This window comes from Helicobacter sp. T3_23-1056 (assembly GCF_053654535.1).
In genome coordinates this window covers 42621-65244 of sequence record NZ_JBSIUU010000003.1, presented here as the reverse complement: position 1 = coordinate 65244, position 22624 = coordinate 42621, and the positions used below count along the sequence as shown (strand labels likewise).

Sequence of the window (22624 nt, the reverse complement as noted above, 5' to 3'; positions counted from 1 at the left end):
CAAGATTTCAGCCTAAATTTTTCAGGCAAAATTTTTAAGCCCACATTTTTTAGCCTAAATTTTTGCAAAATCTTAGGCTAAATTTCACTTAAACAAAAAACACGCATTATACAAAAAAAACTAAAATCCCTTCACGCTTAGCCATAGTAGTATGTCTTCTAGCACTTGTGTTTTTAGATTTTCGTTTAGCACTTCGTGTCTAGCACCCTTGTATAGCAAAATCTCCACATCATCAAAACCCTGCGCACACAAATGCTTCCTAGCCCTCTGCACCCCTAGCCCAAACTCCCCGCTCGCATCATCGCTACCGCTTACAAAAAGTATCGGCAAATGCGGATTTTGCGGGAATGGATACGCGCCATAAATTTCTTGCATACCAGAAAAAAGATATAAAAAACTCTGCGCATCAAAATGAAAAGAGCATTTTTCATCAGCGCGATATTTTTCTACGACTTCATCATTGCTACATAGCCAGCCTAGCCCTGTTTTGTCCCCCTGCTTTGCAAATTTTTTATTAAATCCGCCAAAAAGGATTTTGGTTATGACTTTGCCACCAAACTGCCCTGCATTAAAAAAGCAAAATAGCTTTGCAAGTCTTATGCCCCATTTTAGCTCTTTTTGCCCCTCGCTCACGCTAGGCGAGCCAGACAAAATCAGCGCGTCCAAAGTATCGCCATATAGCATAAGATAGCGGCGCGATAGCAAAGAACCCATAGAATGTCCCAAAAGTAGCACTTTATCGGGCTTGTATTGCTCTTTTAGTAAGCAAGTGAGTTTATACAAATCATACGCGGATTTTTGGAAGCTATCCTCCCCCATACAGCCTAGCGTGATATTATCGCCATTTACGCTATCTCCGTGCCCTCTATGGTCGCTTACCGCGACTATGAAGCCATTTTTTGCTAGCTCTTTTGCCACCCATTCATATCGCCCTTTGTGCTCCACCATTCCGTGTGCGATTTGAGCGAGGTAGATGGGGGCTTGCGGATTTTGCGCAAAAGCTGGCTCATACACATCATAGCTTACTTCGCCAAAATCGCTTTTAAATGCAAGCGAACGAGTGATTTTGACTTCGTTTGTAGTGTGGGATTTTAGGCTATTTTTGGGTGGGGAGTTAAAATCTTGCATTTGCTTCCTTTGTGAGTTGGTGCTTTTTATAGGATTTTAGATTTTGGCAAAATCTATGTTTGTCAAAAACCATTTGTTAGCAAAAATTTTTAGACAAAGACGACACTAAAATCAAACATTTTATCTTATTGTGCTAAATATGTGCCTTAAGGCAAACAATCTCTTGGCGTAAAAACGCGTTTAAAAATCTCATTTTGGCGGGATAAAATCAAACACAGCGATTTCGCTATCGCTAAAAGCCCTCATAGGCGGTCCCCAAAATCCACTCCCCTCGCTTACATAGATATATCCGCCACCATCGATTTTGTGCAGTCCTTTTAGATATGGCTGCTGGGCAAGCACGGCTAGCGAAAATGGGAAAATCTGCCCTCCGTGCGTATGCCCGCTAAAAATAAAATCAATGCTTGCAAGCTGGTGTTTGTTTAGGTATTCAATCGCTTTTGGCTGGTGGGTTAGAAAAATGGTGGGAATATCTACCTCCCTATGAGCAAGCGCAGCAGAAAAATCAGGGCGAAAAACCCCCATACGATTTCCCATCAAATCCGTAACGCCCGATAGATTTACAAAAGGCTTTTTACGATTTTTGCTAGCGGGGCTTTTGTGCCAAATTATCATTGTTTCGTTGATAAGCGGGGTGATATTTATGCTTTTTAGCTTAGAGAGTATCGCTTCAATATCGTATAAATACTCGTGATTGCCAAGCACATAATACACGCCATATTTTGCGCGCAATGCCTTAAAGATTTCTAGGCTCTCTATCGCGTTTTCTAGCTTTGTATCGACAAAATCCCCTGTGATAACGATAATATCTGGATTTTCATCATTTAGCAAATGCACGATTTGCGTAGCGCGAGTAGTATCTATAAGCCCGCCGATATGCACATCGCTTATTTGCGCTACTCTTAGAGAATCCTCTAGCCCCTCTAGCTCCAAACTAGCCCGCTTAATGATAGGCTGCTCTAATCCGTGATATAGCGCGTATCCGCTATATACAAAGCAAAGGACTAAAATCGTGCGCTTGACTTTGGTAGTGAGCTGCTGGGGCTTGCGCAGGATAAAAAGCGTGATATTGATAAATAGCGCGATAAGCGCGGCGATGAGAAAAGAAAACGCCACACCCACCGAAATCGACACGATAAAAAATAGCCATTTAGGTGCAACCAAAAACGAGCGCATCCACATATAGCCGATACAAAAAAGCATATTTCCCCACAAAATGCACGCATATACGCGAGATAGCCACAGCCTATGCGAGATGGAGCGCACGAGCAAAAAATAAATCACAATGTGCATAAGCACAAAAACCCCGCTAGCAATAAGCGGGAAAAAGATGGTTTGCATTTGGGCAAATTCTGGCGTGTCTTGCATTTGTTCTCCTTAAATTTTGTTCTTTTTATTGTTGCTTTATTGCCAAAAGATTTTGCAAAATCTTAGTTTGGAAATTGTTTTAATAAATTATGCCAAAATCTGCTTATCCAAAACCCACTTTTATTAAAATCTTTTAAGCCGCATTTGCAAGCCCAAAAAAACTTTTTTAAAAAAAAATCATCTTTTATAGCCACGCTAAAAAATACCTCTCTCATCGATGTATCTCTCCAATCTATCGGCAAATATCGTAACAATATGAGAATCTTTGACTTGATTTGCTAGCTTTAAGGCAGCCATAAGGCACGCACCCGATGAGATTCCCGCTAGCACGCCTTCTTTTAGTGATAGCATTTTTACCCCCTCTATCGCCTCTTTGTCGCTGATTTTTAGCACTTTATCCACTAGAGTGCTATCCATTGTTTTAGGCGTTACTTTGTTGCCGATTCCCTCGATATGAGAGCATACGCCCTCATCTTCTTTGCCATAGCCACCGATATGTGAGCCTAGCGGGTCGCATAGTATTGTTTGGATTTTGGGATTTTGCTCTTTTAGGTATTTTGCGATTCCGCTAAAGCTCCCCCCACTGCCTGCACCTGCGATAAAATAATCAATCCTGCCATTTAGCTCGGTATAAATCTCTCTTGCCGTGTGGCAATAATGCGCCTGCGGGTTATCTGCGTTTTCAAACTGCCCTAAAGATAGCGCGTTTGGAATCTCTTTTAGCAATTCTTCTGCCCTATCAAGCGCGCCTTGTATGCCCTGCTCTTTGGGCGTGTTTATCACTTCTGCGCCAAGTGCGCGGATAAGGGATTGCTTTTGTTTGGAAAAATGCGCAGGGATAACCAAAATCAATCGATACGGCGTATGCAAAGTCGCTAATGCTAATCCTAGCCCCGTGTTGCCCGCTGTGGCTTCGATGATTACGCTATTTTCGTGCAAGATTCCTTTTTTTTGGGCTTGCTCTATCATATAGATTCCCGTGCGGTCTTTTAGCCCGCCTGCTGGGTTTGCATACTCGCATTTGCCATAGATTTTGTTTGCATTTGGCACGCTTAAATGTCCCAACTCCAAAAGTGGCGTATCTCGCACCGCTTGCGTGATAGAGTGTATCAGCATTTTTTATCCTTTTTTATGTTTGTTGATTTTAGATTTTCTATGCTTTTTGCATAGATTTTTTAGATTTTTAAGCGATATTTGCAAAATCTATTTTAGATTCTAATTTATTAGATTTTGGTTAGATTTTGCTTTTTTGAAGTGCGTTTTTTATATCTGCGACTAAATCATCGACATTTTCTATGCCCACAGATAGTCGCACCAAACTATCCCTAATCCCCACACTCTCCCTAATCTCTTTTGGAATCGAAGCGTGCGTCATACTAGATGGATGGCAAAGCAGGGATTCTACGCCACCTAGCGATTCTGCCAATGGTATAAGCGCACAAGATTGCACAAATACCCTAAAATCATACCCCTCTTTTAGCTCAAAACTTATCATTCCTCCGCCCCCATTTGCTTGGGATTGATGAATAGATTTTGAACTATTAGAATCTAGCAGGGGATAATACACGCGCTCTATCGCGGGATTTGATTCTAAAAATTGCGCGATTTTTAGGGCATTTTCACAATGCCTTTGCATTCTAACGCCCAAAGTCTTTATCCCTCGAATGAGCAAAAAACTATCAAATGGTGCTAGCACCGCACCAATGGCGTTTTGCAAAAATCCAATCTGGCTAGCCAAGTCTTTGTCCCCCACCACCACGCAGCCTGCGACTATATCGCTATGCCCTCCCAAATACTTAGTCGCAGAATGCACCACGATGTCCGCCCCAAAGCACAAAGGCTTTTGCAAATATGGCGTCATAAATGTGTTATCTACGATTAGCAAGATTTTGTGTTTTTTTGCGATTTTGGCTACGGATTCTATCGAAGTAACGGTCATTAGCGGGTTTGCAGGGGTTTCTAAAAATAGCGCTTTGATAGAATCTTTGCTTTTTTTGATAGCGGATTCTAGCGCGTTTTCATCGCGCATATCGACTATCTCATAGCCTAGCCCAAAATGGCTAAACACCTTATCTAGCACGCGGAAAGTCCCGCCATAGACATTGCTTGAGATTAAAATCTTATCCCCGCTTTTAAAAAGACTAAACACGCAACTACTTGCTGCCATACCAGAGGCAAAGCCAAATCCGTAGGTTTTTTTGCCTAGCTCTGCGCCCTCTAGCTCTGCGATTAGTCGCTCTAGGGCTGCTCTAGTGGGATTGCCCGTGCGGGAGTATTCATAGCCTTTGTGCTTGCCTAGTGATTCTTGTGCGTAAGTGGAGGTTTGATAGATGGGGAAATTTACCGCCCCTGTGGCAGAATCTATGCACTCTCCTGCGTGGATTAGAAGCGTGTCTTGGTGGAGGTTTTTTGTCATTTTTGTCCTTTGTTTGTGCTTATATTTTGGGCTATTTTATGGAATTTATGCGCACTTACACAGCCTTACAAACTAGCCTTTAACCCGCATTTATTCAAACACCACATCGCTAGATTTTATATCCTCGCTAAACACAGGGGCTAGCGTTTGATTATACGCTTCGTTAAAAAATCCCTCTTTTGCTAGATTTTCCATAGTGGCATTTATCCATTCTAGCAGTTCTTTATTGCCCTTTTTTACCGCAGGGGCGATGACATCATCTTGCCCTAGTTTTTTTATGCCTACTTGATAGTTTGGATTTTGCTTTGCCCACGCAAAAAGCAAAGTATTATCGTGTGCTAGCGCATCGCCCCTACCATCTTTTAGCGCGGCAAAAGTCTCGGTGTTTTGCTCAAATTTTAGTAGTTTTATTTCGGGGTGATTTTTTGTGAAATAAAAATCCGCTGTCGTGCCTTTATTTACGATTAGGACTTTGCCTGCTAGTTGGGAAACATCGATGATTTTGCCACCCTCACTTACCACGCCTAGCGCGACTTTCATATATGGCATAGCAAAATCCACTTGTTGTTCTCTCTCTGGCGTCTTTGTGTAGTTTGCCATCATTATATCCACTTTGTTTGAGCGCAAAAATTCAGCTCTATTTGCCGCCTCCACTAGCATAAATTTCACGCCATCTTGGCTACCCAAAAGCTCTTGTGCTAGCCTTTTTGCGATATATACATCAAAGCCTACATTTTGCCCTTGCTCATTTATGTAGCCAAAAGGTGGTTTATCGCCAAAGACGCCGATGATTAGCTCATTTTTTGCTTTTATGGATTCTAGGTTGCGATTTTCATCGCTACAGCCATTTAGGCTAAAAATCCCTAAAATCCCCAAAGACAACGCACACAAAGCCAACATTTTTTTCACTTGTTTTATGTTTTTTAGCACATTTTTCATTTTGTATCCTTTGTATCCTTTGTAGAAGTTTTTTGCATTAAATGCGAGTTTTTTTGCATTTTTCACACTTTTTTTCACACGCAACCGCCTGCTAAAATCACGCTTTTTTTTGCGCATCTTTTTGCAAATCTTTACGCATCAAAAAGCACGAAATTAAGTCTGCGATTATGTCATAAAATTGTTAAGCCTTTTGCATTTTGTGCTAGAATCTTGGATTCTAAATCTTTGCCACGCAAGACGCTATAAAAAATGACATAGATTTTGCTTCTAAAAAATCTAAAAATATGAAATTTTATAAAATCTATAAGGAAACGCGTATGTGCCAAGACACACAAGCAACACAAGCCACACAAAAAAAACCCAAAATCATATTTGAAAATCTATTATTTTTAGCCCCCCTTGCAGGCTATACGGATTTGCCATTTCGCAAGGTGGTAAAGCGTTTTGGCGTAGATATTACTGTGAGTGAGATGATAAGCTCTCACGCCCTAGCTTTTAGCAGTGCAAAGACGCTAAAAATGATTTCAAAATCCCCAAACGAAACGCCTTTTTCTGTCCAAATCGCAGGCTCAAAACCAGACATCATCACAAAGGCAATAGAAGTGCTAAACGCACAAAATGACCAAAACCACATTGACATACTAGATTTTAACTGCGGTTGCCCAGCCCCAAAAGTCGCAAATCACGGCAATGGAAGCGGGCTTTTAAAAGATTTGGATTTATTAGTAAAATGCCTAAATCTTATCAAAGAAAAAACAAATGCCCCATATACAAGCGTAAAAGTGCGACTAGGGTTTGACAAAAAGATTCCCATAGAGATTGCAAACGCGCTAAATGACACAAATGTGGATTTTGTCGTAGCGCACGCACGCACAAAAGCCGATGCGTATAAAAAAGAGCGCGTTGATTATAATGCTTTGGCGAGTATGAAGCAGATTTTATCTCACCCGCTCATCGCAAATGGCGAGATAGATAGCCCAAGCAAAGCTAGAGAAGTGCTAGATTTTACAGGTGCAAATGGCGTGATGATAGGGCGTGCCGCGCTAAAATCTCCGTGGATTTTTTGGCAAATCAAACAAAATCTAAAATCTAGCACATTTAGCACAAAATCTAGCGCAAACTTCGCAAACCAAGAGCTACCAAAAGTCATAAAGCGCGAAATCGTGCTAGAGCATTTTGACTCAATGATTGATTTTTATGGCGAGCGCGGGGCGATAATGTTTCGCAAAAACCTGCACGCCTATGCCAAAGGGGAAGAGGGGGCAAGTGCGTTTAGAAATGTGGTAAATAGCATAACAAATCCAACATCTATGCGCGAAGCGATAGAGGAATTTTTTGATAGTTCATTTATCACTTCGCCACTGCCCCAAATAATCGAGCTAAACAAAAAAAGTGTGTAAATGAAAAAAATTTGTTTGAGAATCATTTGTGCCTTTATGGTGTGTGCTATATGCGCTATGACTCCCGCGCAATGTGCCACCCAAAAAAAAGACACAACAAAAGCGCGAATAAATGACGCGAAATATTTTAAGCTAAAAAAACCAAGACGCGCTATGCGCAAAAATCTAACAAAATCTGCAAATTCTAATGATTTAGAAAACCCCAAAGACACGCAAGAAACCGAAATCTTAAAAGACGAATTAGCCCAAGATTCTATCACTAGGCTTGTGGATTCTGCTCCAAATGAAAGTAGCGATGAGATGGCTAAAAAAAAGCGAAATCTTATCGGAGATTTGCTCCATATCTATGTAAGTAGCGGGATACTAGGGGGAAGTGCCACTCACACTAGCAACAAAAACTCTATGAGCAAAGAAGTCCCCACTTGCCCAAACCAACTCTGTCGTGGCGACACCACAAGCGCGACATATCAAGGCGCGCTAGCCAAAGGCTACACCCTAGAAATAGGCGTAGAGCATTTTTTTGATAAATTTGATATTTTGGGTGTGCGACTTTTTGGGGAATTTAGCTCCAAAAATGGCGGACTAGGCAAGCTAGTCGCAGGCTCTAGCACACGCGATACAAGCACAAATAATATCCCAAATGGCGGGATAGGCATTATTGATGCTAGCAATCCAAACAATGTAAAAACAGATAATTTTACTTTTGATAAAACCCCGCAACCTAGCGAATCTCTGCAAGGCACGCTAGCAGATAATGGGACTTTTATGACATTTGGGATTGGGGGAGATATTGTGCTAAATGCGCCGATTGATTATTGGCTAAGAAAGGCGGTGGGGGCGGAGAAATCGTGGTGGAAAAATCGCTTAGCATATTTGCGCGTGGGGGTGTTTTTTGGCGGGGGGATAGAGTTTGGGCGATACACGCAAGGTAGCAATAGCAACAAAACATTTAAAAACGAGCTAGCTTCAGCAAATAATGCCGACTACAAAGGTGGCAAAGCTAGCAATTTAGATGATGTGTTTTTTGCTTCGGGAAGTGGGGGATTTTTGCGCTATGGAGTTTCGATGTATGTCACGCGCTTTTGGCGCGCAAATCTAGGCTACAAGCATAATTTTTACTCCATCGCCACAGAGCGGTGGTATGGGTATAATGGGCTACAATGTCAAATATCAGGTAGCACTTGCACGGCTGGTGCGGTGCGTGCAGATGACGCAAAAAGCGAAACGCTTTTTCGCCAAAAATATGTCCTATCTCGCGAAAATGAATGGTTTTTAAACTTCACATTGAGTTTTTGAGTTTTGCCATATTTGCCATTTGAGATGCCATTTATCTTTTGAAATATCTTAGAATCTAGTTGATTTTCTAAGCATATCGCCCTCATATAAAACGCAAAAGCGCAAATTATCGCTGTTTGCATTTTTTGGATTTTTAAGATACTGCGGGTTTCTTGCGAAATTTTAGTATGAGAAGTGTTGCTGTTATTGTGAGAATTTGCATAGCCGTCATTGCGAGCGGATTTTGTAAAAAATCCGCGTGGCAATCTATTTGATTAGATTTTATCAAAAGTGTGTTTTTGGTAGCTTGTAGCGATAGATTGCCACGCGTGGCATAGCCACGCTCGCAATGACAATGGGAGGGTGGATTACCACGATTCTAGTCTTTTTCATAAAAGCCTAGAATCTCTCAATGACGAAAATTTCTTTGTCATATTGAGCGCGTTAGCGCGAAATATCTCTGTTTTAGTTTTGAAGTTTAGAGATACTTCGCTTGCGCTTGAGTATAACAAAATTCTTTTGTGGATTGCCACAAATTTGTGATTTATTGCAAAGTCGCAGATTTCCTCAATGACGGCGTGTGTGGCTTGCCACGCGGATTTGTAAAAAGTCCGCGTGGCAATCAAAATCTAAAAAAGTCAAAACTTAGATTCTAATGCCTTTTTGACAAAATCTAAAATAATGGGATTTGGGGCTTGGAGATGGGAGGTAAATTCTGGGTGAAACTGCACAGCGACAAAAAATGGGTGATTTTGCAATTCTACCGCTTCGATAAGTCCGTTTTTTGATTCGCCACTGATGATTAGCCCGCTAGATTCTAGCATAGCGCGGTATTTGGGGTTTGCTTCGTAGCGGTGGCGGTGTCGCTCTTTGATAGTTTTTGCGTTGTCATAGGCTTTGGCTAGATTTGTGTTTGGTTTTAGATTGCATTCATATTCGCCAAGCCTCATCGTCCCGCCCATAGGCGAAGTGTGCGTGCGGATTTGGCTTATGCCCTGCTGGTCGATAAAATCCTCTATCAAATAAATAAAAGGCTCTTTGCAAGAGGTGTCAAACTCGCTAGAATCCGCCTCTTTTATCCCTAGCACATTGCGTGCAAACTCGATAATGGCAAGCTGCATTCCTAGACAGATTCCAAGAAATGGCATTTTTTGCGTCCTAGCATACGAAATAGCACAGATTTTGCCATCAATCCCTCTAGAGCCAAATCCCCCCGGGATAAGCACGCCATCGACATCTTCTAGCTCTTTTGCCACATTGCTAGAATCTAGATTTTGGCTATCAATCCACTTGATATTTACGCGCACATCGATATTTGCTCCCGCGTGGATTAGGGCTTCTGTCAAAGATTTGTAGGATTCTTTTAAATCCAAATACTTGCCTACAAATGCGATTTTGACTTCATCTTTTGGGGATAGGATTTTTTTGACTAGGCTATCCCATTCAAGCATATCAGGTTTTATTTGTGGCAGTCCAAATGCACGCGCTATGGGCACTAAAATCCCCTCTTTTAGATAATTTAGCGGGCATTGATAAATACTCGTAGAATCAAGGGCTTCTATCACGCTATCATTTGCCACATCACAGCCAAATGCTAGTTTGCGTTTTAGCTCTTTGCTTAGGGGTTTTTCGGTGCGGGCAATGATGATTTGAGGGGATATGCCGATTCTGCGGAGTTCTTGGACAGAATGTTGGCTGGGCTTTGTTTTTAGCTCGCCTGCGGCGCGAAGTAGTGGGATAAGCGTTACATGGATATTTAGCACTTGGTTTTCTTCTAGCTCGTGGCGGAGCTGGCGCATCGCTTCTAAAAATGGCATTCCCTCCATATCGCCTACCGTCCCCCCTAGCTCGACTACCAAAAAATCATTGCCTTTGCCTACGGCTTTGATTCTGTGCTTTATCTCATCGACTATGTGCGGGACGATTTGGATTGTCTTGCCTAGATATTTTCCCTGCCTTTCATTTTCGATTACGGATAGATAGACTTGCCCAGTGGTGAAGTTATTTTTCTTTGTAAGGCTTGTGTTTAAAAACCGCTCATAATGCCCTATGTCTAAATCCGTCTCCCCGCCATCAGCGGTTACAAACACTTCTCCGTGCTCTAGCGGACTCATAGTCCCCGGGTCGATATTTATATAAGGGTCGATTTTTAGCACTTCTACTTTGTAGCCACTTTGTTTTAAAAGTGTAGCGATAGAAGATGAGGAAATCCCCTTTCCAAGCGAGCTAAGCACGCCACCTGTTACAAAAATATATTTTGTGTTGTTTATTTTTTTCATTATTTTTAGCCTTTTTTGTGGGGTCGCTTAAATCTTGCGTGCAAGTAATTTTTAAACTTCGTGGTGTAATCTTATACAAAAGCAGCTTATAAAATCCTTGCAAAACCTACTTAAATCCTTACAAACTCATTATTTTTAGATTTATATTTTTGCCCTACAATTCTATTTTTTTATTTGGTTAATCGTTTATAGAAATACCATTTCAACATTTTCAAGGAATCTAAATGCTTATTTTTTGCCTTAGTTATATCGCTCTTTTGACACTGCCAAGCGTCATCATTGACATTGTGCAAATAAAGTATGTAAAATCCCGTGCAAAATCCCCCGCTGTGATTTTGCCCCCGCAAGATTATGCCACTTCTGCAAAATACGCGCTAGAAAATCTAAAACTATCTATCATCAATACTTTGTATGATACGATTATCTTTGTGGCGTGGGTATGCGTTGGGCTTAGATGGTGGCAAGAGATTTTGATAGAGGAATCTGGGCTTGGATTTATCGTATTTGTGCTGGGATTTTTGCTGATTTCGTGGGGGCTAAATCTACCTTTTAAAGCATACAAAGAGCTGTTTTTGGATAAAAAATATGGATTTTCAAACGCAAATAAAGCGATTTTTTTTAGCGATATGATTAAGGCTTTTGCGCTTATTGTGGTGTTTGGGTTTTTGGTGCTTTGGATTTTGCTTTGGGTTATGGAGTATGAGTATTGGTGGGTTTTGGGGTTTGGGATTATATTTTGTCTAGTGGTGCTGGTAAATATGCTTTATCCCACGCTTATTGCGCCAATGTTTAATACATTTACCCCTCTAAATGATGAGCATTTGCAAAGCAAAATAGAATCCCTTATGCAAAAAGCTGGATTTAAGGCAAATGGGATTTTTGTGATGGATGCTAGCAGGCGAGATGATAGGCTAAATGCGTATTTTGGCGGGCTTGGGACTTCTAAGCGCGTGGTGCTTTTTGACACGCTTTTAGACAAAGTAAGCTCTGATGGGCTTTTAGCCATACTTGGACACGAGCTAGGACATTTTAAAAACAAAGATATTATTTTTAATCTTTTTGTATCAGGCTTGATTTTGTTTGGATTGTTTTTTGTCGCGGGGCATTTGCCTTCAGTTCTTTTTGAGACATTAGGCGTGCTAGATAATAGTGCCACTACGATTGTTATGCTACTGCTTATCGCGCCTGTGATTGCGTTTTGGGTGATGCCTATTAGCGCGTATTTTAGTCGCAGGGCGGAGTATAAATCTGACTTATATGGCGCATCTCTTACAAGCCCGCATTGCCTAAAAGAAGCCCTCATAAGACTTGTAAATGAAAATAAATCATTTCCGCATTCTCACCCCCTATATACATTTTTTCACTACACTCACCCGCCACTTTTAGAGCGACTATGCGTGCTAGATGGACTTATTAGCACTTCTATGCAAAAAGATGAAGCACAGATAGATGATACGCATACAGATTGTGGCAAAAAAGATTCTAACAAGTCGCTTTAAAATGCTTTTTTAAAGCGACACAAACGCAGTAAAATCTAATGACGATAAAAGACGCGCTAGACTACGCTACGCAGATTTTTTTAGCAAATCCGCAGATTTTAAAAGCGCGATTTGAAGCGGAGATTTTGCTAGGAAATGTGCTAAAAAAAGAGCGAGTTTTTTTACACACACATAGCGAAAAAATGCTTGATTTGGAGCAAAAAGAGGCGTTTTTCGCGCTTGTAAAAAGACGAGCGCAAAATGAACCCATAGAATACTTAACAAATAGTGTGAGTTTTTTTGGCGAGGTTTTTTATGTGGATTCTAGCGTGCTGATTCCGCGCCCTGAGAGTGAAATATTGGTCGAAAAAGTGTGCGAAATAATACAAAAGCAAAATCTAAAATCTATCGCAGAAATCGGCGTAGGTAGCGGTGCGCTAAGCATAAGCGTGGCTAGGGCTTGCAAAAAAGTTCATATCACTGCTAGCGATATTAGTTTGCGCGCTTTAGAAGTAGCCAAAAAAAACATAGCATTTTTTGGACTACAATCACGCATAAACCTAGTGCAAACCTCTCTTTTAGACAATACAAAGCCTATCTATCCAAAATCTAGCCCAAAAATTGACACAAAATCTAGCCAAAAAATTACCCCAAAATCTAGTCAAAAATCTAGCGTGGATTTTGGTTTTGATTCTAGCGCGGATTTTGAGCTAGTGTTTTCAAATCCGCCATATATCGCAAATGATTACACCCTGCCCCCAAATGTCGCTTATGAGCCAAAGGAAGCACTTTTTGGCGGGGAAAAAGGAAGCGAAATCCTAGAATCTATAATCAGCCTTTGTGCTAAGCGCGAAATAAAGATTTTAGCCTGCGAAATAGGATATAATCTAGCACGGATTTTGTCCCCACTGCTTAGCGCAAATGGCTACGAAGCGGAATTTTACAATGACTTAAATGGCTTAAAAAGAGGCTTTGTCGCTATGCTTAAACACTAGATTTTATAGAAGTAACGCTAGATTTATGTAGCAATAAATTTAAAATAAGGAATCATTTGAAAAACGCACTCAAAAACATAACTAAATTTTCATCAAAAATCAAAAACTACAAAACACATTTAATGTTTTTGATTGCGTGGATTTTATGCGGAATATTTGTTTTGCAAGAATATATATATATATATATAAATCAAAATAAACAACTTAGCCCAAAATTCACACTTGCTTTTCCTGCAAATCCACAACCAAATTCACAAGCACCGCAAAATCCAAACTCCATATCTAAGCCCCCGCAAACGCCATTATTTTTTGATGTGCCAAATGCTACAAAATCCGCACACGCAAGCGCAATCATCGATATATCAAACTTGCAATTAACAAAAGCCAATAATGCCAAAAATATGTTGCTATATTTTGCAGGTAGCAGGGAGGGGGCTAGCGATGTTTGCATTTATCAAAGTTTTTTTGCGCAAAAAAATGTCGCCACGCTAGATAAAAATGGCTTTTTTTGGAGCGAGCCAAAAGCGATTTTGTGTCCGCAGGATTTATCAAAAATGAGCGGAAAATTTATCAAAAAGCTAGGCAATCCTGTGAGTTTTGTGGATAGTTTGGGCAGGGTGCATTTGTTTGTAGTGGGCGTGAGTATGGGTGGCTGGGCTACTTCTAAAATCTATCATTTTTTGTTTGTAGATTCTCTTAAACGCGTAAAATTTGTGCGCGAGCTGCATTTAAGCCCGATTCTAAATCTATCACACCTTGTGCGAAATCCTGCGATGGTGCTAGAAAATGGCGATTTTATTCTCCCCATTTATAATGAGTTTGCCAAAAAATATCCGCTTTTGCTTTATGTGGATTCTACGCTTGCGACTAAGACTATCTTTAAGCCCATTTCTCCGCGCTATGCTTTTAGCTCTCCAAATGCGATAAATCAGCTTCAGCCTAGCTTTGTCCCGCTAGATTTTGACTCATTTTTTGGCGTGTTTAGAAACTACAAAGGCGATAATATCAAAAGCGATAATATAATGAAAACGGCGATTTGTGAAAAGCAAGCAGATTTTGGCAATAGCAAGTGTGAGATTTTGCGTAGCAATTTGTCAAATTTTGATTTTTCTTCGGTGCTTTTTAGGCTAGATTCTCATATCTTGCTACTGCATAATCGCGTAAAAAGCGATGGTGGCAATCCTAGAGAGGAGCTATGGCTCTATAAATTGCAAGAATCTAGCGTGAGAAAAACTAGCGTGCAAAATGCTAGCGTGGAGGATTTTGATTTGCAAGAATCTAGTTTATCTAGCGATTCTAAGAAAGCGATATTTACCCCCGTAATGAAGCTAGATGAGCTACTAGGGAGGGAAGTCTCATATCCTAGCGTGGCGCAAAATAGCGAGTTTGTGCATATTTCTTATACTTTTGGGAGGGAGCATATCCGCACGGCTATTTTGCCAAAAACATATATTTTGCAAAAACTCTCAAAATCTAACAACCCAAAATCCGCAAAATCCACGAAATCCAAAAAAGAGGCTAAAACACGATGAATGAAATCCATATCTTTGCAAACCAAGTCGCAATAAGTATCGTGCTTGTATCAGTCGCGCTATTTTTAGCACAAAGATTTTTGCCAAATGTTTTTAGCAAAATCATTTTTTGCGTAGTGGGATTTTTTGTCTTGCTTGTGCCGTTTTTAGATTTTAGTCTAAGCGGGTATGTGTATGCGCTTTTTGGCACACCTAGCGTGCTTTTATTGATAGCAAGCGCGTGGAGCATAGCAGGGATTTTGACAAAAGATTTTATGTTTGTAAGGCAAAATTTTGGGAATGCGAGATTTTGGGAAACAAAAAATTGTAAGGCAAAAAATTGGCAGAAAGAAAATTGTGAAGCAAAAAATGATGGGACAAAAAGTGGCGATGCAAAAAATTGTGAGAATAATGTAAAATCATCATTTTTTGCTACCCCATTTTGCGCTTGTGGATTTTTTGATTGTGGATTTTTTGACCTGCGCGCAAAAATTGTGATTTTTGTCGTGTGCTTGGGGGTGTATTTGGAATTTTTGGGAGGGATTTTTAGCATTAGTGGATTGCTTAGTGTATGTGGTTTTGAAGGTAAATGGCTTGATTTTTATTATGCAGATTTTCAAGCGGTAGTTTTGTGGATTTTTGCTTTTTTTGCATATTTGATTAGCAAGCGATTTGGGGTTAGTTTGGTGTGTGCATTGCTAGTGTATCATAGCAAGATTTTGGGGGATTTGCCTGCGTGGGATTATTGTTTTGATGCGTTTTTGTGGGCTTATTGTGGGGTGAGTGTGGTTTATGCGTTTGCTAGATTTGCGACAAAGCACGACATATCAAAAAAAGCTAGTCTAAAAATCTAGCTTAAAAAATCTAATCTCAAAATCTAGCCCAAAAATCTAGTGAAGTAAAAATAGTTTCTTAAACATATCGTGGAATCTAACTAAGCAAAACCAACACGACTGCCAAAAAAGCAGTGAAAAGATTGTAAGCAAAAAAAGCAAATAGATTCTTACATTATGACATTTTGTATCATAATTAAAAATCTATTTAAAAAGTTTTCAACAACTACTCAAAAAACTATCCAAAACGCTAAGGGCTTTTTTAGCCAAAAGCCCTAGCCCATTTATGCTACCAAAGATTTATCACTATTGTAGCAATCTAAGCACATTTTGTTGGACTGCGTTTGCTTGTGCCATAGCAAAGCTACCGCTTTGAGCCAAAATATTGTGTTTAGAGAAGTTTGCGGATTCGCTAGCGAAATCCACTTCGCGGATTTGAGATTCTGCGGCTTTGACATTGACTTGCGTTACGGAGACATTATTTACGGTTACGACAAGTTGGAGCTGGACAGAGCCTATGTCTGCGCGGATTTTGTCAAGCTGTGCGCGTGCAGAATCCGCCATATCCATAACAAGCATTGCACCTTTTAGTGTCGTTACGCCCGCGCCGATACCTTTCCAATTCAAATCCGCTTGCGCGACATTGCCATTTGCACCATACGCGCTAGCCACATTTGCGCCAAAGATTCCGCGTAGCTCGCGCAAATTTGCCGTGTATTCTGCTGTGCCCTGTGCGGAGTGGAATCCCACATGGCTATAATTTACCCCGCTTACCAAAATATCGCGCGCATCTGTGCGGATAAGTGTTAGGCGTCCGATGATTGCGTGATTCCAGCCTGATATGCCGTTGAAATCCCCGCCACCAAACACGGTTGCCGCATCGCCTTCAGCGTGGATTTGTATCGCTCTGCCATCGGGGGCGGAGAGATTTAGTCGCCCTGTGATGTCAAGATATGCTAGCACGCCTGTGCGCTCTTTTACGCTGTTTATGGCGTTGATTAGCCGTCCATCAGAGTCATTTTTGCGCACATCATTTACCGTTCCTATGGTTGTGCCATTTATGACTAGCTTTTCTACCGTGCCAGACATTACGGGATCGACACTTGTGGCTAGGACATTATAAGCAGAGCGGATTCCAAGCGTATCTGAAAATTTGTTGATGATTTCGCTTAGGTGTCCTACGCCCATACCTGCGGAAGTAGAGATTTTGCAAGTCTCTAGCTCATAGCTATTTAGCCCATCTACTTCGCGGAAATTTAGCGCGACTTCGGTTAGATTTTTGCCTGCAGCACTTGCTAGCATACCTGTGCCTAGTATAGATGAGGATTCCATACGCACATGCCCGATTTTATCCGAGCTTGTGGGACCGATAGAGGCTTTGATAGTGGTGTTTGAGTATGCGCCGATTTGAAATTCTTTGTTAGAAAAAGAACCAGATAGCATTTGCTGACCATTAAAGCTAGTGGTATTTGCGATATTATCTAGCTCTTCTAGTAATCGCTGAATATCGGCTTGAAGCGCACGGCGAGACTCTAGCGTCTGCCCATCTTGAGCGGCTTGGATAGCTTTTGTCTTTATCGTATCCAAAATCTTAATTTGCTCATCCATCGCTTTATCGGCTACTTGTATCATACCGATAGCGTCATTGGCATTTCTTATCGCCTGTCCTAAGCTCTCACTTTGACTTCGCAAACTATCCGCAATCGCCATACCCGAAGCGTCATCAGCGGCTTTGTTGATTCTAAGCCCTGAGCTAAGCTTTTCAAGCGAGCTTGCTAGCAACCTATTGTTCTCTACGCCTGTGGTGTGCGCATTTAGCGCAGCAATGTTTGTGTTTATCCTGAAACTCATTTGCATCCTTCGCGGTGGAATTTGGCAAATGGATAAAGCAAGTGGTGTTCCAAAAATTTAAAGTAAATGGATTTTTGTCGATACTCGGCACGGATTTTTTGCGTGTAGCAAAAAATGTAAAAAATACAAAAATTTTCAAACTTCGTAAAAAAATGGCAAAAAAATAGCGAAAAAAACGGGGTTAAAATTTTACACGCAAACTTTTTAGCGCAAATTTTTGTAGCGCGATTTTTGGCAACGCATAAAAAGCGCGAAAATAAACGCATAAAATCAAGTATTTTCTAAGGAGTTGTGAAAGAATTTTCGGGGAGAAAAAAAGTAATAAGGCAAGTTGTGAGTTTTCGTAGATTTTAGATTTTACAAATTTTTGCAAAATCTAAAAAGATTCTAAACTAGAATCTTTTGCAATGATTTTATATGTTTTACAAAAGATTCTAGCTAGATTCTAGCTTTTTTAGAGATTACACCCTTGCAGCTTGCAGGGCTGACTCATAGTCTGGCTCTTTGTTGATTTCCTCGCAGATTTCTTGGTAGATGACTTTGCCACTCTCATCTAGGACAATCACAGCGCGAGTTAGCAAACCTTTTAGCGGGGTATTTGCTAGCAAAAGCCCGTATTCTTTGCCAAAAGTTTTTTCCATAAAATCGCTTGCCACCACGATATTATCGATATTTTCTACCGCACAAAATCTACCCGCACCAAATGGCAAATCCATACTCACCACAAAAACCACCGCGTTGCTTAGGCTAGCAGCTTCTTTGTTAAATCGTTTTGTCTGAATCTGGCAAATCCCTGTATCAAGGCTTGGGACGACATTTATGATTTGTTTTTTGCCTAGTGCGCCACCGACTTTGATATGGTTTAAATCCTTATCCACAAGCTCGATTTGTGGGGCAATATCGCCGACTTTTAGTTGCTTGCCTACAAGGCTTACAGGTGCTCCTTTGAAAGTTACTGACATTTTGTCTCCTTTTTATAAGATTTTAAAAATCACAATGCTACAATTTTGCCTCTTGCATTTATCGTGCCAAATGCGTTTTTTAAAACGCGTTTTTGCTAAAATCAAAAAGCAAAATGTAGCAAATGATTTACGCACAAAGAATTGTAACAAAATAAAACTAAATGCAGGTTAAAATGACAATTTAAATAAAAAGGGGCAAATTTTGAGCAAAAAATCCTACCTTATCGACACTTCTATTATTTTAGATGACCCGCAAAATCTCATTTATCTCTACCAAGATTCCAAAAACACTCTTTTTGTAAGCGATATTGTTTTAGAAGAGCTTGACAAAAAAAAGACTTCTAGCGAGGTTGGATTTTTTGCGCGAGAGTTTTTCCGCAATATCGTTGATGAAGCAGAATCTAGCACGCACAAATCCGCCAAGACTAGCGCAAAATCTACAAACGCCACCAAATCCACAAAATCCACTACCCCAGCCACCACCGCCACTTGCGCTACTTCTAAGATTTTGCCTAAAATCTTAGAGGGGGATTTTGTCCGCATAGTGCATTATGAAATCCGTCAAAGCATATCCACTAGCCCAAATAACCCAAATCCGCAAACAAAAACAACGCGCATTCCGCTTATTGTGATTTTTCGCCAAAACTACAAAACCAAATCCCTAGAATACGGGCTAAATGACGCCAAAATCGCAGAAATCGCCAAAGATTATAATTTGATTTTGCTTACCAATGATATGTCGCTAAAAATCCGCTGCCTTGCTAGCAATATTAAAGCAGAATCGCTATTTCGCGACCGCGTGGAAAATCCAAGCGATATAGATTTTTGGCATAGATTTTTGCTCCACAAAGACGCCGATATCGCCACGCTAGAAAAAAGCAAGGATTTTAGAGCCCTTAGCCAATGGAGTCTTATCCAAATCGATGAGCAAGATAATACCGATAGCTCACTATATCTCACGGGCAAAAAGCGATTTGGCATAAAAATGGGGAGCAAATCTAGCGGGAAATTTTATGAACTAGAACTAGATAACCTAATAAAAGAGGCAAATCCTTATATTTTGCCTATGAATTTAGAGCAAAAAATGCTTTTTGCCCTGCTAATAAATAAACAAAATATCGCCACCATCGCCACAGGCTCCACAGGCTCAGGCAAAACCCTAATCGCCCTGCAAGCAGGAATCTACCTCCAAAAAGAAGGCATAGTCGATGGCATAATCTACCTAAGAAACACCGTAACAGCGAGCGATAAAGAAGCCGAGCTAGGATTTCGCAAGGGCGATGAAGAACAAAAACTAGGGTATTTTATGTATCCGCTTTATAGCGCGATAAATTTTACGATAGATTCTTTGCAAAGCACTTCGATGAAAAACTACATAGAATATCGTGGCGATGTAAATACTATTCACAAAGAGGACGCCACAGAATATTTTATCAAAAAGCACAATATTCAAGTGGTGGATATTGCCCACGCACGCGGGATAACTATCCGCAAAAAATTTGTCATTTTTGATGAAGTCCAAAACGCCTCAAACGCCACGATTAAGCTCATTGGCACAAGGCTAGGAGAGGATAGCAAAATCGTGTTTTTGGGGGATTGGGCGCAAATTGACCATCCGTATTTGAGTAAATTTCGCAATGGGGCAGTAAGTTTATTGCAAAAGGCGTTAAGCGAGGATATTATCGCAGGAATCCAGCTACGACAAACGATACGAAGTAGTGTCGCACAATGGTTTGGGGAGAGTTTTTGATGGATTTTTTTGAGGGATTTTGGGGGTTATTGGGTAGTTGTTTATGGGTGTTTTTTAGGGATTTTAGAGATTTTAGAGATTTTTGGAGGATTTTTAGAGTTTTTTAAGTGATTTTGATAGTTTTTGATAATTTTTGATAATCTTTGATAGTTTTTATAGTGCTTGATAAATCAAACAACTTTTTTGCAGATTTTTTATGTTTGGATACTTCCTTGCACTTGAATTATGATAATGTTTTTTTGCTTATGGATTGCCACGCTTAACTAGCGTTCGCTCGCAATGACGATTTGCTTGGGGAATTAAAAACCCCTTCCCTTGCGGAGGGGGTTTTGCTTCGGCTAACGCCTCGCAACCCGTTGGGTTGGGTGGGTAGATTTTGCACTAGCAAAATTTACAATCTTGTCATTGAAAGAATTTGCATTGCCGTCATTGCGAGATTCTGCAACTTTGTCAAAAGTTGCAGAATCGTGGCAATCTATTTTATTCGGTTTGTCAAAAGCGTGTTTTGCGCTTTGTGGATATAGATTGCCACGCAAGTCTTGTGTTTTGCTCGCAATGACGGAAGTAGAATCCTTGCCTATAATGTCGGCGGTAAAATTTAAAAATACCCACCCCCTAGCCCCCTCCGCAAGGGAGGGGAAAACAATGCCGTCATGGCACGATTCTGCAACTTTGTCAAAAGTTGCAGAATCGTGGCAATCTATTTTGTTTATATTACATTGTAGATTGCCACGCGGATTTGACAAAACCGCTTGCGATAATGAAAGTTTGTCATATTTAGATTTCGTAAGAATTAGGCTATGCCCTTAGCATAACAAAGCAATGTAGCCATTACTAGATTTTGTGATTTTGTTAAAAATTTGCAAAATCGTAGTAATTTCATATTAAGTTCGCGACAAATGTAGCGTAGATTTTATGGCTATTTGCGCATAGATTTTGGTTTGTTTTCTAGCCTCTCTAAAATTAGGCAAGTAAGCCTATCGTGCAGTTCCTCACAGCCCTTTTTGGCGTAATACTCCGCCCCTCCCACTAGCTTAAAATTTAGCACGCTAGCCACCACTCCGCAGTAGATTCCCTCTCCGTTTTCGCATAGATTTTCGCTTATGGCGTGGGCGATGATGATATATTTTTTGCGTTTTTTGGAGTTGATTTTGCCACTTAGCGCGCCTATGCAGCCTAGTGGCTCGCCTAATTGACAGGATTTTTCAAACGCATTTTGCTTGGATTTACCTATCAAATATTTATCCGCAAGCCTAGCGCAATATAGCCCGCTTCTGGCATTTGGTGGCTTTGCTTCGCATTCTTTTTGTAGCATTTTTTGAGCTTTTTGAAAATCATTTGGATTTTGGTTTGAGATAGTGCTGCTTGAGCAAGCGATTGCAGAGCCTTTTTGGCAATGAGCTTTTAAGGCTTTTGATTTAGATTCTTGGGTGGTTTGAGTGTGGTTTGCTAGCGCGAAAATCTCTTTTTCTTTTTGCAGTTCTTGGAGTTGTTTTTGCGTGTATTTTGGCAACGATTCCAAAAAATCATCTAGCCCTTTTAGTTCTTTTTTTGAGTAGGGAAGTTTGGCTTGGGATTTTGGCTGTGGTGCTTGGTTAGTTGGTTGTTGATTTTGTTTTGTGTTTTTGGATTCGCTAGATTCTTTAGCTTCTTTTGCGTTCGTATTTTTTTGATTTGTGTTTTTAGATTTTGGGCTTTTTTCGTTTTTAGATTGCTTAGATTCTGCGTTGGTAGGGCTTTTTTGCCGTGTTTGCGTGTTTTTTTGTTTTGTAGTTAGATTTTTTGTTGCGCTTGATTTTGGGGTTGGTTTAGAGGCTGTTTTTACATTAGCTTGAGCTAGCGTCATAAATCCTTCACTACAATGTGCCTGCACAAAAAACGCCCCAACCAACACACAAAAAAACGCCCGCAAAAATACTTTACAAAATATGCGCAAATCTATTCTTTGAAAAAATATTGGCAAAAATATTGTTTGTATAAAAGTTTTTGATACTTGCTTCGCATAAAGCAAACTAACCAACTTATTCATTTTGCAAACGATATTAAAGCTATCTAGCCTGCATTAGCAAGCAAAGTAAATGCTAGTTATTCAACTCTTTCATTGCGGTGTTAAGAGCTAAAAAACCTATAAAACCTATTCCACAAAATACAATACCAAAAATTAAAAATTCCATAAACAATCCTTTTATTTCCTTTTTGCTTTGCCTATGTCTCTGCATTTTTTGTCTATTGCTTTGTTGATAAAAAATGCAATCACAAGCAGAAAAAATAATAATATCACCGCACCTGCAAGCAACAATAAATGAGCCACAGCATAGCTTGTGATACACCAGCCAGAGATGGCTAAAAAAGTAGCCACCACTATGCCTAGCCAAAATCGTAACATTGTCAATCGTTCTTTGATTTCATCAATTTTTGCCATAGAAAAATTCTAGCATA

Annotated in this window: 19 protein-coding genes; 7 read left to right on the top strand and 12 right to left on the bottom strand. The window is 40.3% G+C overall.

Features of this window, described 5'->3' with window-relative positions:
* Positions 1–120 precede the first annotated feature (120 nt).
* The 5 genes from ACWIUO_RS02335 to ACWIUO_RS02315 all read right to left on the bottom strand — a co-directional run bounded on the left by ACWIUO_RS02335 (position 121) and on the right by ACWIUO_RS02315 (position 5812).
* Positions 121–1128: an alpha/beta fold hydrolase gene (locus tag ACWIUO_RS02335; RefSeq protein WP_454176335.1), complete on the bottom strand. Its 1008-nt coding sequence runs from the start codon at positions 1126–1128 to the stop codon at positions 121–123.
* A 189-nt stretch (positions 1129–1317) separates the two neighbouring features.
* A complete protein-coding gene (locus ACWIUO_RS02330) occupies positions 1318–2496 on the bottom strand; it encodes a metallophosphoesterase (RefSeq protein ID WP_454176334.1) in 1179 nt (392 codons plus the stop codon).
* A 195-nt stretch (positions 2497–2691) separates the two neighbouring features.
* The gene (locus tag ACWIUO_RS02325) at positions 2692–3612 is read right to left on the bottom strand and encodes a PLP-dependent cysteine synthase family protein (RefSeq protein WP_454176333.1); all 921 of its coding nucleotides are present in this window, start codon (positions 3610–3612) and stop codon (positions 2692–2694) included.
* A gap of 118 nt (positions 3613–3730) precedes the next feature.
* Positions 3731–4912, bottom strand: a complete 1182-nt coding sequence (locus ACWIUO_RS02320) for a trans-sulfuration enzyme family protein (RefSeq protein WP_454176332.1) — start codon at positions 4910–4912, stop codon at positions 3731–3733.
* 90 nt (positions 4913–5002) lie between these two features.
* Positions 5003–5812, bottom strand: coding sequence for a cysteine ABC transporter substrate-binding protein (locus tag ACWIUO_RS02315; protein WP_454176398.1), 810 nt, complete (start codon positions 5810–5812; stop codon positions 5003–5005).
* Positions 5813–6216: 404 nt separating this feature from the next.
* Between ACWIUO_RS02315 and ACWIUO_RS02310 the strand changes: the two genes are divergently transcribed.
* Together ACWIUO_RS02310 and ACWIUO_RS02305 are read left to right on the top strand one after the other, a co-directional pair.
* Complete coding sequence (locus ACWIUO_RS02310; RefSeq protein WP_454176397.1) at positions 6217–7251, top strand: tRNA dihydrouridine synthase; 1035 nt, start codon at positions 6217–6219, stop codon at positions 7249–7251.
* Positions 7252–8547 (top strand): hypothetical protein, encoded by a 1296-nt coding sequence (locus tag ACWIUO_RS02305; RefSeq protein WP_454176331.1) that lies wholly within the window; start codon positions 7252–7254, stop codon positions 8545–8547.
* A gap of 368 nt (positions 8548–8915) precedes the next feature.
* Here the strand turns inward: ACWIUO_RS02305 and ACWIUO_RS02300 are convergent, their stop codons facing one another.
* Entirely contained in the window at positions 8916–9152 is a 237-nt protein-coding gene (locus ACWIUO_RS02300; protein WP_454176330.1) for a hypothetical protein, read from the bottom strand.
* Between the two features lie 12 nt (positions 9153–9164).
* Complete coding sequence (pyrG, locus tag ACWIUO_RS02295) at positions 9165–10805, bottom strand: glutamine hydrolyzing CTP synthase (protein WP_454176329.1); 1641 nt, start codon at positions 10803–10805, stop codon at positions 9165–9167.
* Positions 10806–11029: 224 nt separating this feature from the next.
* Between pyrG and ACWIUO_RS02290 the strand changes: the two genes are divergently transcribed.
* From ACWIUO_RS02290 to ACWIUO_RS02275, 4 genes are read left to right on the top strand one after another with little or no spacing between them, the layout of a single operon-like run.
* Positions 11030–12304: a M48 family metallopeptidase gene (locus ACWIUO_RS02290; RefSeq protein ID WP_454176328.1), complete on the top strand. Its 1275-nt coding sequence runs from the start codon at positions 11030–11032 to the stop codon at positions 12302–12304.
* Positions 12305–12342: 38 nt separating this feature from the next.
* Entirely contained in the window at positions 12343–13278 is a 936-nt protein-coding gene (locus ACWIUO_RS02285) for a N5-glutamine methyltransferase family protein (protein ID WP_454176327.1), read from the top strand.
* Between the two features lie 56 nt (positions 13279–13334).
* A complete protein-coding gene (locus ACWIUO_RS02280) occupies positions 13335–14810 on the top strand; it encodes a sialidase family protein (RefSeq protein WP_454176326.1) in 1476 nt (491 codons plus the stop codon).
* Complete coding sequence (locus tag ACWIUO_RS02275; protein WP_454176325.1) at positions 14807–15643, top strand: hypothetical protein; 837 nt, start codon at positions 14807–14809, stop codon at positions 15641–15643. The genes ACWIUO_RS02280 and ACWIUO_RS02275 overlap by 4 nt, the downstream gene beginning before the upstream one ends.
* Before the next feature lie 285 nt (positions 15644–15928).
* On the opposite strand, the gene ACWIUO_RS02270 is transcribed toward ACWIUO_RS02275, so the two are convergent.
* Both ACWIUO_RS02270 and tpx read right to left on the bottom strand, forming a co-directional pair.
* Complete coding sequence (locus ACWIUO_RS02270; RefSeq protein ID WP_454176324.1) at positions 15929–17473, bottom strand: flagellin B; 1545 nt, start codon at positions 17471–17473, stop codon at positions 15929–15931.
* Between the two features lie 461 nt (positions 17474–17934).
* On the bottom strand, positions 17935–18435 hold the full coding sequence (gene tpx, locus ACWIUO_RS02265) for a thiol peroxidase (protein WP_454176323.1): 501 nt from the start codon (positions 18433–18435) through the stop codon (positions 17935–17937).
* 202 nt (positions 18436–18637) lie between these two features.
* Here tpx and ACWIUO_RS02260 point away from each other — a divergent pair, with 202 nt between their 5' ends.
* Positions 18638–20185, top strand: coding sequence for a PhoH family protein (locus tag ACWIUO_RS02260; protein WP_454176322.1), 1548 nt, complete (start codon positions 18638–18640; stop codon positions 20183–20185).
* Positions 20186–20523: 338 nt separating this feature from the next.
* On the opposite strand, the gene ACWIUO_RS02255 is transcribed toward ACWIUO_RS02260, so the two are convergent.
* From ACWIUO_RS02255 to ACWIUO_RS02245, 3 genes are all read right to left on the bottom strand, one after another.
* A complete protein-coding gene (locus tag ACWIUO_RS02255) occupies positions 20524–20931 on the bottom strand; it encodes a hypothetical protein (RefSeq protein ID WP_454176321.1) in 408 nt (135 codons plus the stop codon).
* 173 nt (positions 20932–21104) lie between these two features.
* Positions 21105–22031, bottom strand: coding sequence for a hypothetical protein (locus ACWIUO_RS02250; RefSeq protein ID WP_454176320.1), 927 nt, complete (start codon positions 22029–22031; stop codon positions 21105–21107).
* A 339-nt stretch (positions 22032–22370) separates the two neighbouring features.
* Entirely contained in the window at positions 22371–22607 is a 237-nt protein-coding gene (locus tag ACWIUO_RS02245) for a hypothetical protein (RefSeq protein ID WP_454176319.1), read from the bottom strand.
* Between the last annotated feature and the right edge of the window lie 17 nt (positions 22608–22624).